Here is a 1,131-nt window from a genome sequence, read left to right on the forward strand (position 1 = left end):
CCTACGAACGCCGCTCCCTGGCCATCGGATCGCACTGGCCGTTCGAACAATGGGGTCGCTTCCTACCTGAGCAGACCACCGCAGTCAGCATCCTCGACCGCCTCCTGCACCACGCCACCGTCGTCATCACCACCGGCGACTCCTACCGCATGAAAGACGCCAAACACCGCAAGGAGGACACCCTGACCAACCCCTGAACTATCCGCACGGGGCGGGGACTTTTACCTGGCCACCAGTGGGGACATCAACTTGGCCATTGACAGTCGGCGCTGCGGTTCGTAGTCGGCCAGATCCTTCGCACCGACCTTGGCGCCGAGGCGATGTAGACCAGCCCAGGCACCACACCGGCCGGTAGCGCTGTAAGCCTCCCAAAGCCGACGGACATGCAACCCGGTCGGATCGACCACCAGGCCCAGCTCGAAATTTGCATCCCAGTTCACGCTGGGGGCCGAGCCGTCGGTGCCCGGCGGATGGCCCTGGCCCGAAAGCTGCGCGGCAACCGTCAGCGCGTCAATCAGCTTATTCAATTCACCGGAATAGTTTTTTGCATCACGCCACGCTGCCAATTGCTTCTGATCGAGCCCACCAATGACTTCCGAATCAGTTTCATCGACGTTGACCAGATCGGCGGTCTTCGCGAACTTACCCCACACATCATTGAACTTCTTTTGAACAGTGGGATACGGCGCGAATTGATGCAGAATATGAATTGACCGCTCGAATACCGCATCGTGAACCTTATGGACGATCGACGCGCTGGCATGCTCGGCCAAAGCATCCGCGCGAAGCTCATCAATGGGGCCTTCGCCGGCAATAATCGCCGCAATCAATTTGTCGGTCTGCGGCGTGCCCATCTGATCAAAGGCTGATTGGCGAGCCTTCAGCTACATCAGCAGGTCAGAATGCTTGTTGATGCAGTTCAGACGGTTACTCGACACGTTGGAATTGGTACAAGTTCAATCCCAGTATCGCGCACCACCATAGCCCCTGCCCAGGGGCTATTTTTTTGCCCATTCAGAGGCGTGACCCGCCTGCGCGCCCAACGTTGGCTTGGGTTCGACAACCCGCTGGTATCTCGCACAAGCCAACGTTCGCCCGTGGGTTCGGGGCCTATGCCGGTGGGGGTGGCAC

The 1,131-nt window shown here is 59.2% G+C and carries 2 protein-coding genes; one reads left to right on the plus strand and one right to left on the minus strand.

What is annotated here, in order from left to right:
• Positions 1-197, plus strand: a 197-nt coding sequence (locus E0T84_RS31560; RefSeq protein ID WP_138746425.1) for an ATP-binding protein, incomplete at its 5' end; no start/stop codon positions are given.
• A gap of 24 nt (positions 198-221) precedes the next feature.
• Here the strand turns inward: E0T84_RS31560 and E0T84_RS31565 are convergent.
• Positions 222-854, minus strand: coding sequence for a hypothetical protein (locus tag E0T84_RS31565; RefSeq protein WP_138746426.1), 633 nt, complete (start codon positions 852-854; stop codon positions 222-224).
• Positions 855-1,131 lie beyond the last annotated feature (277 nt).

Origin of the sequence: Mycobacterium sp. DBP42, assembly GCF_005924235.1 — a bacterium.
Classification (GTDB): domain Bacteria; phylum Actinomycetota; class Actinomycetes; order Mycobacteriales; family Mycobacteriaceae; genus Mycobacterium; species Mycobacterium syngnathidarum.